The sequence below is a fragment of the Microvirga lenta genome (genome assembly GCF_020532555.1).
GTDB classification, from domain to species: domain Bacteria; phylum Pseudomonadota; class Alphaproteobacteria; order Rhizobiales; family Beijerinckiaceae; genus Microvirga; species Microvirga lenta.
Genome location: NZ_JAJBBR010000012.1, coordinates 78218 through 90856, shown reverse-complemented (window position 1 = coordinate 90856; position 12639 = coordinate 78218). Strand labels below are relative to the sequence as shown.

Genomic DNA, 12639 nt, shown 5'->3' with positions numbered 1-12639 from the left:
GTGACACCCCGGCCGGATGGGGCTAAGAGCAGAAGGGCGGCTCCATGCCGCCTTTTTCATGTTCCTCGAACCCTAAGCGGCCCATGACCTCTCCATCCCTCGACACCCTCTGCACCTGGATCCGTACCGAGAGCCCGACCCATGACGTGGCGGGCGTGAACCTGATGATGGACCTCGTGGTCGAGCAGATGAAGGACGCGCCGGTCGCCGTCGAGCGCGTCCGGGGCGAGCAGGGGCTGGGCGATGCGCTGATCCTGCGCGCCGGCCCTGCGCGCGACGAGGCGGGGATCCTGATCATGTCGCATCTCGACACGGTCCATCCGGTCGGGACGATCAAGGAGGACCTGCCCGTGCGGGTCGAGGGCGACCGTCTTTACGGTCCCGGCATCTACGACATGAAGGGCGGCGCCTATCTGGCCCTCGAGGCTTTCAAGGAGGTCGCCCGCCAGGGCAACGCGGCGCGTCCCATGGTTTTCCTCATGACGCCCGACGAGGAGATCGGCTCGCCGATGACGCGCCCGATCATCGAGGATTTCGGCCGCCGTTCGGCTTACGCCCTCGTGACGGAACCGGCCCGCGACGGCGGCAAGATCGTCACGTCGCGCAAGGGCGTCGGCCGCTTCGACGTGCATGTGGAAGGCCGCCCGGCCCATGCGGGCTCGCGCCATCAGGACGGACGCAATGCCATCTACGAGGCGGCGCGCCAGATCCTCGCCATCGAGGCGATGACCGACTACGTTCGCGGCGTCACCACCACGGTCGGCATGATCTCCGGCGGCACGGCGGTCAACACCATTCCGCAGCACTGCCAGTTCCCGGTCGATCTGCGCGTCGAGACGGTCGCGGACGGGGAGGCGCTGACCGCTGCGATCCGGAGCCTGAAGGCCCACAATCCGGACATGAAGGTCACCGTGACCGGCGACATGAACCGGCCGCCCTATGAATGCTCGGAAGGCACCGCGAAGCTGTTCGACCATGCCAAGGGGCTCGCCGCCGAGATCGGATTCGAACTCGTTTCGTCTCCCCGCACCGGCGGCGGCTCGGACGGCAATTTCACCGCAGCCATCGGGGTTCCGACCCTCGACGGTCTCGGCATCGATGGCGACGGCGCGCACACCCTGCAGGAATATGGGCTGATCTCGTCCATCGCCCCGCGCCGGCAGCTCATGAAGCGCCTGCTCGAAACGTTGCGCTGATCTGCCGAGACGATCGGCGGGAGGGGCAGACCTCTCGCCGGTCTCAATTCAGCGCGGGCTGGCACTGGCGAGCTTCGAGGACGAGTTCGACGGCACGGTTGAGCTCATCCTCGTCGAATTCGAAGCAGCCGCAACTGTCGACCACAGACCCGCATGCGTGGGAATAGATTTCGACCCAGAACGGCGGCATCGGCGTGGCCTCGTCTCTCGAGGTCAGTTCCGTCAGGCGAACCTCCAAGGCGCCGAACTGCGCCAGCGTGATGGTCCGCATCCCGCTCGCCTGATCCGGTGTGAGGGCGAGGCGGATGTATCCTCGGATAAGCTCTTCCTCGATCCGGTCGCGACAGGCGGCGGCTCGTGCCGCGGCGTCGCCGGGCATCGCACGAGACTGCGACATCTCATTCTCCATGATTCCAGAGTGCCTTGCGATCCGGGCAGCATCTCCGGATCTCCCCGATGGCGGCTGTAGGTTCGCTCGCGACCAGTGACCGTTTAGTAGCGAACAATTAGATTGTGCGCAAGATAGATATTGCGCAATTTAATGCCGCACCATACAAAAGGTGTAGACACCTCGGGAGAACGCAATGCCGACGAAGAAGACCGCCGCTGTCAGCGCGGAAGACAGTCTGCAGCTTTCGAGCCAGCTCTGCTTCGCCACCTATGCGGCAGCGCATGCCTTCAACCGCTTCTACAAGCCTCTGCTCGACCCCTTTGGGCTGACCTACCCGCAGTATCTCGTGATGCTCGTCCTGTGGGAGCGGGAGAACGTGACGGTCAAGGATATCGGTCAGCGGCTCCATCTCGATAGCGGAACCCTCACGCCTCTGTTGAAGCGGCTCGAGACCGCTGGGCTTGTCCGCCGGACCCGGGACACGCATGACGAGCGGCAGGTGAGGATCGACCTCACCCAGAGAGGCCGCGATCTGAAAGCCCCGGTCGCTGCGGTTTGGCGGGACGTCGTCTGCGCCACCGGCTTGGCCATGGATGAGCTGGACGCCCTCAAGGATCAGCTCAACACCCTGCGCAGGAGCCTGAATGAGGCTGCGGAGAGCAAGGGGCCGGCTGAGGGCTAAAGCGCGGGCGGTCGCAGCAGCGCCTCGACTCCATTGATGATGAACTGAACCGCGAGGCCCGCGAGGATCACGCCGAGCAGGCGGCTCAGAACCACGTTGCCTGTGACCCCGAGGATGCGGGACACGCGGTCCGCCATCATGAAAACCAGGAAGCAGGAGGCGACCCCGAGCGCAATGAGCGCGATGAGGAAACCCAGGTAGATCGGGTTGCTGTCGGCCCGGCCGGCCAGGAGGATCGTGGCGGTGATCGCGCCCGGACCCGCCATCAGGGGAATCGCGAGCGGAAAGGCGGCCACGTTACGGATGTGGTCCTCGGTGATCGCCACGTCGGCGGTATGCTGCTTGCGCTCGTTGCGGCGCTCGAACACCATCTCGAAGGCGATCCAGAACAACAGCAGACCGCCGGAGATGCGGAAGGCCGGAATGCCGACGCCGAGCAGCCGCAGCAGGATCTCGCCGCCCAGGCCGAAGAAGGCCAAAATCCCGAACGCGATCAGGGCCGCGCGCAAGGCGACGCGTCTGCGCTCGTCCGCGTTCATGCCCCGTGTCAGCGACACGAAGATTGGTGCGAGCGCGGGCGGATCGAGCGTCACGAGAAGCGTGACGAGGGCGGCGGAGATGTAGTCGAGGAGCATCGGCTTACCTTATCGCTGGCTTTGCGTTATGGCGTCCCTGAGTCGTTTTGGCGAGGGCGTTTGCAACGATGTTCACGGTTTTGGATCGGATCAGCTGGCCCGGCTCACCCGAAAAGCCCAACGAGGATTCCTGCGGGGCCTGTCGGGACTGGGCCTGGGTCATCGATACCTCCATCTTCCCCGGCACGCCGGCGATCATGGGCGAGGGGAGCGATGCCACCTGGCTGGCAGGCTTCGCAAGCCGGCGCCTGTCCGATCTCGCGCCTCAGGCCGACGATGGGCCGGCGCTGGTGCGCCATGTGATGGAGGAGGCGCGCACGGCCTTTCTCGCGCGGGCTCCGCAGGAGCGGCACGACGCCTTCACCTGGCCGGTCGGAGCCATGACCCTTGTGCGCCGGAAGGGAGGCCGGCTCGACGTATGGTCCTTCGCGGACACGACGGCCTTCGTCCGCCGGTCCGACGGTGCGGTTCTCACGGTCGGCGAGGCACCGGGCATGCGCCAGTTCGAGATGGCCAAGGCCGCCGAGTTGCTGCAGGCGAGCGGAGCGACCCCGAAGACCATCGTGCAGACGACAGTGTTCCAAACCTGGCTGGCCGAACGCCGGGAGCGGCAGAAGCAGGGCCGGGGCCCGGCGCTGCTCGGGCTCGACCCGTCCGCTGCCGATCGACTGCGGCACGAGAGCGTGCCCTGCGACGAGGGAACGGTCGTCCTCCTGACAAGCGATGGCTTCTCGGCGCTGGTGGACCTCTATCAAGCCATGGACGCAAAGGCGTTGGTCGAGACCGCCCTGACAGACGGCCTCGAGGCCCTGGCCCGCCGTGCCCGGGAGATCGAAACGCAGGTCGATCCGGAAGGCAGGCTCTATCCCCGCTTCAAGGAAAGCGACGACACGACAGGGCTGCTGCTGCGCGCCTGAAAGCGGGAGGAGCGCCGCCGCCAAGCCTCAGGCGGGCGCCAGCGGGGCCGCCACGGTGCAAACCACCCCTGTGGGCGCGAAGACGATGCGAACGTCGCCTCCGAGGTCCTGGGCGAGGCTCCTCTCGATCAGGCGGGTGCCGAAGCCCCGGCGGGTAGGCGCCTGCACAGGCGGGCCTCCGCTCTCCTCCCACCGGAGCTGAAGCTGTGGAGGCTCGGCGGGATCGACCTCCCAGGCGATCCGGATCTCTCCCGCGGAACTCGACAAGGCGCCGTATTTCACGGCGTTCGTCGCCAGTTCCTGCAGCATCATCGCGAGCGACAACGCCGTGCGCGGCGGCAGGCGAACCTCCGGGCCCTTCAGGTGGAGCCGGTCTTCCCCCTGGCTGGAATAGGGGGCCACCGCCTGCTCCACGATTTCGTAGAGGTCGGCTCCCTCCCAGTTCTCTCGGGTCAGCACGTCATGGGCGCGCGAGAGGGCGATCAGGCGTCCCTCGATCGCCTCCCGGGCCTCCGCGGCCGTCTCGGACGTGCGCAGGGTCTGGCTGGTGATGGACTGCACCGTCGCGAGCGTATTCTTCACGCGGTGGTTCAGCTCGTTGATGAGCAGGTCGCGCCGCTCCTCCGCCACCTTGGCCGCGGTGATGTCCACGTTGCAGCCCGTATAGCCGAGGAAGCGATGGGCGTCGTCGAGGCGCGGCACGCCCTCGCAGCGCAGCCAGCGGACGGCGCCGTGCCGGTCCAGAACCCGCACCTCCGTCTGGATCGGACGGCGCTCCTGGAACGCCTCGAGGAAGGTCTGCTCAAACTCCTCCAGGTCGTCCGGGTGGACGATGTCGCGCCAGCCGCTTCCGGTCATCTCCGATGCCGGACGTCCGAAGAGATAGTCGTAGTGCATGTTCGCGAAGACGATCCGCCCCTGGTCGTCCGACATCCAGATCAGCGCCGGCGCCGAATCCGCCATGTGCCGGAAACGCGCCTCGCTTTCCCGCAGGGCGGCCTCGGCCTCCTTGCGGGCTGTGATGTCGAGGACGAACTCGACAATCTCGTCGCCGACCTTGCGGGCCGCGAAGAGCCCCCACCACCGGGAGCCGTCCTTGCGGAAATACTGCTTCTCGTACGGCGTGTTCTCTCCCCGGGTGGTGACCTCCTCGACGGCGCGGAGGGATGGCGGAAAGAACTCTTCGGGTGTGAGTTCCTGCCAGGTCTTGCCGAGAGCCTCCTCGCGGCTGAACCCTGTCATGCTCAGGAATGCGTCGTTCACTTCGGTCAGGCCGAACTTGTCGTCCCAGAACATCACGCCGACCGTGCTGATGCTCAATGCGCTCCTCTGCCGCTCCTCGCTTCGGCGCAGCGCATCTTCCGCCCGTTTGCGGTCCGCGATGTCCTTGAAGAGCACTGCCACCTGCCGCCGGTGCGGCTCGCCGATCCTGAAGGCGTTGACGTCGAACCACCGGCCCATCGAGGGCGCGTGATTGACGAACCGCGTGGCCTCTCCCGTGAGCGCGACCTTGCCGTAGATGTCGAACCAATAGGGCTCGATATCGGGGACGAGTTCCCGGATCGTCTTGCCGAGCGCATCCTTCATGCCGGTCTGGCGCTCGAAGGCGGGATTGGTCTCGACGTAACGGTAGTCCACGGGTCTTTCGTCGTCGTCCAGGATGAGCTGGAGAACGCAGAAGCCTTCATCCATGGAGTCGAACAGCGTCCGGTAGCGGGCTTCGCTCTGGCGCAGCGCCGCCTCCTTGCTCTCGCGCAGGGCTTCCTCGTTGCGGACCTTCTCGGTCGTCTCGGTCGCTGCGCAGTAGAAACCGGCGATCGCTCCCGCCTCGTCGCGCAGCGGCGTCCAGGAGAAGGTGAACCAGCTCGTCGAGAGACCCGTCCGGCCAGCCAGGCCCACCGGCTTGTCCACGAAATGCTGCGCCTCGCCGGCCATCGTGGCGGCCAGCACCGGGCGGTACTCCTCCCAGATCTCTGCGAACAGATCCGCATAAGGCTTCCCGAGACCATCTGGATGCTTCGTGCCGAGGATCGGGATGTAGCCGTCGTTATAGAGCGACGTGAGCTCGGGCCCCCAGGCGATATAGACCGGTTGCCGTGAGGCGAGCATCAGGTCGACGGCAGTCTTCAGGCTCTGCGGCCACGTCTCGACCGCGCCGAGCGGCGTCGAAGCCCAATCATGGCCACGTACGCGACCGGCCATCTCCCCGCGGCCGCCCGGCCATTGTGCCGGCGGCGCGGGGATGAGGCTTTCGGTCGGGTTGTATTTCATGGGGGTGCTCGGGTCTCGGCCGACAGGCCCTTTGCAGCGGACGGTATCTGAAGAAATCTGGGGCGGGTTTTCCCTGTTCCCATAAACTCGGAACACAATTAGGGCAGATGCGCAGAATGTCGCTCCAGTGCCGCATCGCCCTTCGTTCCGGCTGTGCCGGCCGGGGCAGGGGGCTGTTCACGCGGCGGGAGCTTCCGGCTCCGCCAGAACGGGGGCGATCACCGGGTGTCCGCCTGCGAAGCGCACCAGAGCATCGATCCGGTCCTCGACGGTGGGATGGGTGGCGAAAAGGTCCGAGAACCCCGAGCGGGGATTGTCGAGGCAGAGCTCCATCACCGCGGAGGGCACACCCTCGATCTCGCCCTTGCCCTCGATCTTGCGCAGCGCCGAGATCATGGCGTCCGGGTTCTTGGTCAGCTCGACCGCCCCCGCATCGGCCAGGTACTCGCGGCGGCGGGAGAGGGCGAAGCGGATCACAACCGAAAGCTGCCAGGCGACGACGATGAAGAGCACGGCCACCAGAACGGCCGCGAGGCGGGCGCCGCCCCCGCCCTTGCCGGAGGAGCGGCGGGAGGTCGATGCACGCCAGAGCCCGGGGCTATTGGCGAGCCAGCGATAGATCATCTCGCCCAGAAAGGAGATGATGCCCACCACGAGGACCGCGACCATCATGGTGCGCACGTCGCCGTTGCGGATATGGGTCAGTTCGTGCGCCAGCACCGCCTCCAGCTCCCGGTCATCGAGGGTGTCTAGGAGCCCGCGGGTGAGGGTGATCGTGTACTGGTCCGGGCGGGTGCCGGACGCATAGGCATTGGGGGCCGTCGTCTCCAGGATGCGCAGCTTCGGCATGGTCATGCCGCGGGAGATGCAGAGATTCTGGAGCAGGGCATAGGGGCGGGGAGCCTCCGCCCGGGTGACGGCCGTGGAGCCGGTGGTGAGATTGAGAATGAGGGTGTTGAGCCGGAAGCCGCACCAGACCCACAGGGCCGCCAGAGCGGTCGCGGCGGGCGCGAGCCAGAGGCTGTCACGGGCCGCCGCCTGCAGGATGGCCTCGAAACTGCCCGTTCCGTCGTCGAGCCAGGCCCGCCGCAGGATCGCGAGTGCGAAGGCCAGCAGGTAGAACAGCACGAACAGCCCGGCGATCAGGAAGCCCGAGCGGCGGCGGTTGGCCTGGATATGGGTGTAAAGGCCGAAGGCGGAGAGCACGGGGCGGCCTAGAACGCCACCTTGGGCGGCGTCTCGAGGGCCTGGCGCTGGGTTTCCCCAACGTCGAAGAAGACCTGCTGCCGGAAGCCCATGAGGCCGGCGAAGATCACCGCCGGGAAGTGCTGAATGGCGGCATTGTATTCGGCCACGCCGTTGTTGAAGAAGCGGCGGGCGGCGGCGAGCTTGTCCTCGATCTCGGCCAGATCCGTCTGCAATTGCTGGAAATTGGCGCTGGCCTTGAGGTCCGGATAGGCCTCCCCGAGCGCCACCAGGCGTCCGAGCGCCCCCGAGAGGGCGTTCTCCGCCGCGGCCTGGTCGGCCGGGCCCTGGGCCCTCAGGGCCGCGTTGCGGGTCTCGACCACCGCTTCGAGGGTGCCGCGCTCATGGACGACATAGCCCTTCACGGTCTCGATCAGGTTCGGGATCAGGTCGTGGCGCTGCTTGAGCTGGACATCGATGTCGGCGAAGGCCTGGTTCACCCGGGTCCGGAACGTGACGAGACCGTTATAAACCGAAATCCCGTAGAGAACGACGAGGGCGACGCCGCCCCAGAGAACCCAATCCATTGCCCATGCCCCCTTGTTTTCGAGGGGTTTACCCATGCCACGGCCGAGCTTTTCCGGCAAGTTATTGCATTTCAGGTTCGGTTTTTCCGCCTATCCCACGGGCATGCGGCAGTTTGTGCCCTCCCGGAAGCTCTCCAGGCTTTGGAAAACCCCTGAAATGCCTTGAAAATCCGGCTGTAATCGCCCATCTAACGAGTTGATTTCACTTGGATTCGCGTGGGCTGCCAGACAGCTTGATGAAGCGGCGGAAAGCCGCCTCTCGCGAAGGGGCAGACGAATTTAGAAAGACCTACCTTGACCGATCCGAACGATATCCGCTCCGGTCCTCCCGCGGGGGATCAGCCGGCCAGCGACGTGAAGCTGATCTCCATCGTCGATGAGATGAAGCGCTCCTATCTCGATTACGCCATGAGCGTGATCGTGAGCCGCGCTCTTCCCGACGCGCGCGACGGCCTCAAGCCCGTGCACCGGCGCATTCTCTACGCCATGCACGAAAGCGGCTACACGCCCGACAAGAAGCACGTGAAGTCGTCCCGCATCGTCGGCGACGTGATGGGTCAATACCACCCGCACGGCGACCAGGCGATCTACGACGCCTTGGTGCGCATGGCGCAGGACTTCTCGCTGCGCCTCCTGCTCGTGGACGGGCAGGGCAATTTCGGCTCCGTGGACGGCGACCCGCCGGCCGCCATGCGCTACACCGAGTCCCGCCTGACCCGCGCGGCGATGCCCCTGCTCGAGGACATCGACAAGGACACGGTCGACTTCAACCCCAACTACGACGAGTCGAAGCACGAGCCGGCGGTCCTGCCCGCCCGGTTCCCGAACCTCCTCGTCAACGGCGCCGGCGGCATCGCGGTCGGCATGGCCACCAACATGCCTCCCCACAACCTGGGCGAGGTCATCGACGGCTGTCTGGCCTTCATCGAAAACCCGGACATTTCGACCGACGAGCTGATCGAGATCATCCCAGGTCCGGACTTCCCGACGGGCGCTCTCATCCTGGGCCGCGCCGGCGTGAAGTCGGCCTACACGACCGGCCGCGGCTCCATCGTCATGCGCGCCAAGTCCGAGGTCGAGGAGATCCGCAAGGACCGTGAGGCCCTGATCTTCACCGAGATCCCGTATCAGGTGAACAAGGCGTCTCTCATCGAGAAGATCGCCGAGCTGGTGCGCGAGAAGAAGATCGAGGGCATCTCCGATCTGCGCGACGAGTCCGACCGCGACGGCATGCGCATCGTGGTCGAGATCAAGCGCGACTCCATGGCGGACGTGGTGCTCAACCAGCTCTACCGCTACACCCCGCTTCAGACGAGCTTCGGCGCCAACATGGTGGCGCTCAACGGCGGCCGGCCGGAGCTGATGACCCTGAAGGACCTGATCCGGGCCTTCATCGAGTTCCGCGAGGAGGTCGTCTCCCGCCGCACCAAGTATCTGCTCGGCAAGGCCCGCGAGCGTGCCCACGTGCTGTGCGGCCTCGCCATCGCGGTCGCCAACATCGACGAGGTGATCCGTCTCATCCGCACGGCGCCCGACCCGAACGCCGCCCGCGAGGCCCTCATGGGCCGCGACTGGCCTGCGCACGATATCGCGCCGCTGATCGCGCTCGTGGACGACCCGCGCCACAAGATCAACGAGGACGGCACCTACCGCCTGTCCGAGACCCAGGCCCGCGCCATCCTCGACCTGCGCCTGCAGCGCCTCACCGCGCTCGGCCGGGACGAGATCGGCGACGAGCTGTCCAAGCTCGCGGCCGAGATTTCGGACTATCTCGAGATCCTGCGCTCGCGGGTGCGCATCATGGGCATCATCCGCGACGAACTCACGGAAGTGCGCAATTCCTTCGCGACCCCGCGCCGGACCCAGATCGTCGATTGGGACTCGGACGTGGACGACGAGGACCTGATCGCCCGCGAGGACATGGTCGTGACCGTGTCCCATGCCGGCTACATCAAGCGCGTTCCGCTCTCGACCTACCGGGCGCAGCGCCGCGGCGGCAAGGGCCGCTCCGGCATGTCCACGAGGGACGAGGATTTCGTGACCCGCCTGTTCGTGGCCAACACGCACACGCCGGTGATCTTCTTCTCGTCCGAAGGACAGGCCTACAAGGAGAAGGTGTGGCGCCTGCCGCTCGCCGCCCCGAACGCCAAGGGCAAGGCGCTGGTGAACATGCTGCCGCTGCGTCAGGGTGAGCGCATCACCACCATCATGCCGCTGCCCGAGGACGAGGCGTCCTGGGACAAGTACGACGTGATGTTCGCCACGTCCCGCGGCACGGTCCGCCGCAACAAGCTGTCCGACTTCGTGCAGGTCAATCGCGGCGGCAAGATCGCCATGAAGCTGGACGAGGGCGAGCACATCGTCGACGTGCAGATCTGCACCGAGAACGACGATGTGCTTCTGACCACGGCCAGAGGCCAGTGCATCCGCTTCCCGGTTCCCGAGGTGCGCGTGTTCAAGGGGCGCGACTCCATGGGCGTGCGCGGCATCAACCTGGCCGAGGGCGACCGGATCATCTCCATGGCGATCCTGCGCCACGTGGAGGCTACCGGTGAGGAGCGCGCCGGCTATCTTAAGATGCGTCGCGCCATCACGGGCGAGCAGGGCAACGGTGAGAACGGGGCCGAGAACGGCAACGGAGGCGACGAGGAGAACGTCGCAGCCGAGGCCCTGTCGATGGAGCGCTACACGGAGATGAGCGCGCAGGAGCAGTTCATCCTGACGCTCTCCGAGAAGGGCTTCGGCAAGCGGACCTCGTCCTACGAGTACCGTATCACCGGACGCGGCGGCAAAGGCATCACGGCCATGGCGGTCAACAGCCGTAACGGTCAGCTCGTCGCCTCCTTCCCGGTGGAGAACGCCGACCAGATCATGCTCGTCACCGATGCGGGCCAGCTGATCCGCGTGCCGGTGGACGGCATCCGCACCGTCGGCCGCAACTCGCAGGGCGTCACCGTCTTCTCCACCAAGGGCAAGGAGAAGGTCGTCTCGGTGGAGCACATCGAGGGCGAGGACGCGGAAGACGGCGATCTCGAAGCCAACGGCGATGCCGGCGATGTGGCCGAGGGCGGCGAGGAGTAAGGCCACCTGCACAGAGCCTTGAGAATCGAAATGGCCGGGCACGGTCCCGGCCATTTCTGTTTCAGGTATTTTCGCTACCGCAGGTGCGGACTGAGCCTGTCAGTGCCAGGGTCTGGCAATGGAACAGGACCGAGTTGGCCCCGATCCGGCACCGGTACGCCCATGGACGCCCCGCACCGCTATGCAGCCGATAGCGGTACCGGAGATCATCACGCCACACGGACCGCCACGTGCCTCTTCCGTCCCGCCGCCAGGATCAGCGTTCCGTCGCGTAGGTCGGCGCTCGTGGCGATGGCGGCCTCGTCGGTGACGGAGGTGCCATTCAGCCTTGCGCCGCCGCCCTTGATCAGTCGCCGGCCCTCGCTCCGCGAGGAAGCCAAGCCGGCGAGATGAAGAAGGTTTGCCACGGGCACCCCCGCTTCCAGTTCGGCACTCGGCAGTTCGATGCTCGGCAAGCCTGCCGTCGAATCTCCCTCGACAAAGGTGCGATGCGCCGTCTCCTCGGCCTCCCGCGCCGCCTCGTCGCCGTGGGCGAGGCGCGTGACCTCCGTGGCGAGGATGCGCTTCGCCTCGTTGATCTCGGTGCCCCTCAGGCGGCCGAGGCGTTGCACCTCGTCGAGGGGAAGCTCGGTGAAGAGGCGCAGAAAGCGCGCGACGTCGTCGTCCTCGGTGTTGCGCCAGAACTGCCAGAACCCGTAGGGGCTCAGCCGCTCGACGTTGAGCCAGACCGCGCCGCCCGCGGTCTTGCCCATCTTGGTTCCGGCCGACGTGGTCAGCAGCGGCGTGGTGAGGCCGAAGAGCTGGCGCTGGTCGATGCGCCGGGCCAACTCGATGCCGTTGACGATGTTGCCCCACTGGTCCGATCCGCCCATCTGCAGCACGCAGCCGTGCTGGCGCGACAATTCCAGGAAGTCGAACGCCTGCAGGACCATGTAGTTGAACTCGAGCAGGGTCAGGGGCTGCTCGCGCTCGAGCCGCTGGCGCACGCTGTCGAAGCTCAGCATCCGGTTGATCGTGAAATGGGTGCCGAAATCCCTCAGGAAAGGCAGGTACCGCAGGGGATCGAGCCAGTCCGCATTGTTCACCATCACCGCGTCGGTCGGCCCGTCGCCGAAGGTGAGGTAGCGCGAGAAGACCTGCTTCAGCCCGGCGATATTCCTTGCGATCTGGTCGTCGTCGAGCAGCGGGCGGCTGGTGTCGCGAAAGCTCGGGTCGCCGATCTGCGTGGTTCCCCCGCCGACGAGCACGACCGGCTTGTGGCCCGAACGCTGCAGCCAGCGCAGGGTCATGATCGGCAGGAGGTGCCCCGTGTGCAGACTGTCGGCGGTTGCGTCGAAGCCGACGTAAGCCGCGATAGGCCCCGCCGACAGCCGCTCGTCGAGGGCCGCGAGGTCGGTGCATTGATGAATGAAGCCGCGCTCGGTGAGCGTCTTCAGGAAGGCAGAGGTGGGACTGGTCATCGTGGTCTCCTTGGCTCGGGGTGAGCCGCAGGCCGGAGACCGATCCTGAAATGAAAACGCCGCCGGACTGCGGCGGCATGGATCGTCAGGTCACAACCAAACGCAGCCGCCCTATGGGGACGGCGTATAATACTTCGCGGAATGGTTGCGGCGTGTGATCATGTGGCAGTTTCTATCCGTTCTCCCCACGCCGGTCAACGGGATCTCTGCGCAGCCACTCGTGCTTATTGGGTA

At 66.2% G+C, this 12639-nt stretch carries 10 protein-coding genes; 4 read left to right on the top strand and 6 right to left on the bottom strand.

Annotated elements, in window-relative coordinates; all coding sequences use genetic code 11:
• Window positions 1-83 precede the first annotated feature (83 nt).
• Window positions 84-1196: a M20 family metallopeptidase gene (locus LGR44_RS17465; RefSeq protein WP_226741984.1), complete on the top strand. Its 1113-nt coding sequence runs from the start codon at window positions 84-86 to the stop codon at window positions 1194-1196.
• Window positions 1197-1239: 43 nt separating this feature from the next.
• On the opposite strand, the gene LGR44_RS17460 is transcribed toward LGR44_RS17465, so the two are convergent.
• On the bottom strand, window positions 1240-1593 hold the full coding sequence (locus tag LGR44_RS17460) for a hypothetical protein (protein WP_226741983.1): 354 nt from the start codon (window positions 1591-1593) through the stop codon (window positions 1240-1242).
• Window positions 1594-1780: 187 nt separating this feature from the next.
• Between LGR44_RS17460 and LGR44_RS17455 the strand changes: the two genes are divergently transcribed.
• The gene (locus LGR44_RS17455) at window positions 1781-2269 is read left to right on the top strand and encodes a MarR family winged helix-turn-helix transcriptional regulator (protein WP_226741982.1); all 489 of its coding nucleotides are present in this window, start codon (window positions 1781-1783) and stop codon (window positions 2267-2269) included.
• Here LGR44_RS17455 and LGR44_RS17450 read toward each other — a convergent pair.
• Window positions 2266-2904, bottom strand: coding sequence for a MarC family protein (locus LGR44_RS17450; RefSeq protein WP_226741981.1), 639 nt, complete (start codon window positions 2902-2904; stop codon window positions 2266-2268). The genes LGR44_RS17455 and LGR44_RS17450 overlap by 4 nt on opposite strands.
• 68 nt (window positions 2905-2972) lie before the next feature.
• Here LGR44_RS17450 and LGR44_RS17445 point away from each other — a divergent pair, with 68 nt between their 5' ends.
• Window positions 2973-3821, top strand: a complete 849-nt coding sequence (locus tag LGR44_RS17445) for a protein phosphatase 2C domain-containing protein (protein WP_226741980.1) — start codon at window positions 2973-2975, stop codon at window positions 3819-3821.
• 27 nt (window positions 3822-3848) lie between these two features.
• On the opposite strand, the gene LGR44_RS17440 is transcribed toward LGR44_RS17445, so the two are convergent.
• From LGR44_RS17440 to LGR44_RS17430, 3 genes are all read right to left on the bottom strand, one after another.
• Window positions 3849-6092, bottom strand: coding sequence for a PAS domain-containing sensor histidine kinase (locus LGR44_RS17440; RefSeq protein WP_226741979.1), 2244 nt, complete (start codon window positions 6090-6092; stop codon window positions 3849-3851).
• A 177-nt stretch (window positions 6093-6269) separates the two neighbouring features.
• Window positions 6270-7298: a M48 family metallopeptidase gene (locus tag LGR44_RS17435; RefSeq protein WP_226741978.1), complete on the bottom strand. Its 1029-nt coding sequence runs from the start codon at window positions 7296-7298 to the stop codon at window positions 6270-6272.
• Window positions 7299-7306: 8 nt separating this feature from the next.
• Window positions 7307-7864 (bottom strand): LemA family protein, encoded by a 558-nt coding sequence (locus LGR44_RS17430; RefSeq protein ID WP_226741977.1) that lies wholly within the window; start codon window positions 7862-7864, stop codon window positions 7307-7309.
• A gap of 381 nt (window positions 7865-8245) precedes the next feature.
• Between LGR44_RS17430 and gyrA the strand changes: the two genes are divergently transcribed.
• The gene (gene gyrA, locus LGR44_RS17425; RefSeq protein ID WP_404809948.1) at window positions 8246-10945 is read left to right on the top strand and encodes a DNA gyrase subunit A; all 2700 of its coding nucleotides are present in this window, start codon (window positions 8246-8248) and stop codon (window positions 10943-10945) included.
• Window positions 10946-11154: 209 nt separating this feature from the next.
• On the opposite strand, the gene tyrS is transcribed toward gyrA, so the two are convergent.
• On the bottom strand, window positions 11155-12405 hold the full coding sequence (gene tyrS, locus LGR44_RS17420) for a tyrosine--tRNA ligase (RefSeq protein WP_226741975.1): 1251 nt from the start codon (window positions 12403-12405) through the stop codon (window positions 11155-11157).
• Window positions 12406-12639: the final 234 nt, after the last annotated feature.

Coding starts and splice junctions, on each gene's coding strand:
- LGR44_RS17455 (WP_226741982.1), top strand. CDS start 1,781: ATGCCGACGAAGAAGACCGCCGCTGTCAGCGCGGAAGACAGTCTGCAG.
- gyrA (WP_404809948.1), top strand. CDS start 8,246: ATGAAGCGCTCCTATCTCGATTACGCCATGAGCGTGATCGTGAGCCGC.
- LGR44_RS17460 (WP_226741983.1), bottom strand. CDS start 1,593: ATGTCGCAGTCTCGTGCGATGCCCGGCGACGCCGCGGCACGAGCCGCC.
- LGR44_RS17450 (WP_226741981.1), bottom strand. CDS start 2,904: ATGCTCCTCGACTACATCTCCGCCGCCCTCGTCACGCTTCTCGTGACG.
- LGR44_RS17440 (WP_226741979.1), bottom strand. CDS start 6,092: ATGAAATACAACCCGACCGAAAGCCTCATCCCCGCGCCGCCGGCACAA.
- LGR44_RS17430 (WP_226741977.1), bottom strand. CDS start 7,864: ATGGATTGGGTTCTCTGGGGCGGCGTCGCCCTCGTCGTTCTCTACGGG.
- tyrS (WP_226741975.1), bottom strand. CDS start 12,405: ATGACCAGTCCCACCTCTGCCTTCCTGAAGACGCTCACCGAGCGCGGC.
- LGR44_RS17465 (WP_226741984.1), top strand. CDS start 84: ATGACCTCTCCATCCCTCGACACCCTCTGCACCTGGATCCGTACCGAG.
- LGR44_RS17445 (WP_226741980.1), top strand. CDS start 2,973: ATGTTCACGGTTTTGGATCGGATCAGCTGGCCCGGCTCACCCGAAAAG.